This window comes from Paenibacillus tyrphae (assembly GCF_024158745.1).
In the GTDB taxonomy this organism is placed as follows: domain Bacteria; phylum Bacillota; class Bacilli; order Paenibacillales; family NBRC-103111; genus Paenibacillus_G; species Paenibacillus_G tyrfis_A.
Map to the genome: position 1 here is coordinate 1 of NZ_JAMZAW010000086.1, position 250 is coordinate 250.

The following is a 250-nucleotide window of genomic DNA, read 5'->3' on the forward strand; positions in this document are numbered from 1 at the left end:
CCGCATCCTGAACAGGTCCACGCTCGCAAGTTTAGATTTTTCACTTCGGGGTTGCGCGATTGGCATACATGACAAAGTTGACTGCTTGGATAGTTTTTGGCGACCATGCTGATCGTGCGACCATACCACGTTGCTTTATATTCCAGCATCGTGCGAAGGGTTGACCAGCTTGCTTCAGCAATGGACTTTGCTAACTTGTGATTTTTCATTAGACTTAGAACCTGCAAATCTTCCAGACAGATCGTTTGGC

The 250-nt window shown here is 46.8% G+C and carries 1 protein-coding gene; it reads right to left on the minus strand.

The window, feature by feature from the left end; all coding sequences use genetic code 11:
- Positions 1-250, minus strand: a 250-nt coding sequence (locus NI000_RS36630) for a transposase (protein WP_253416180.1), incomplete at both ends; no start/stop codon positions are given.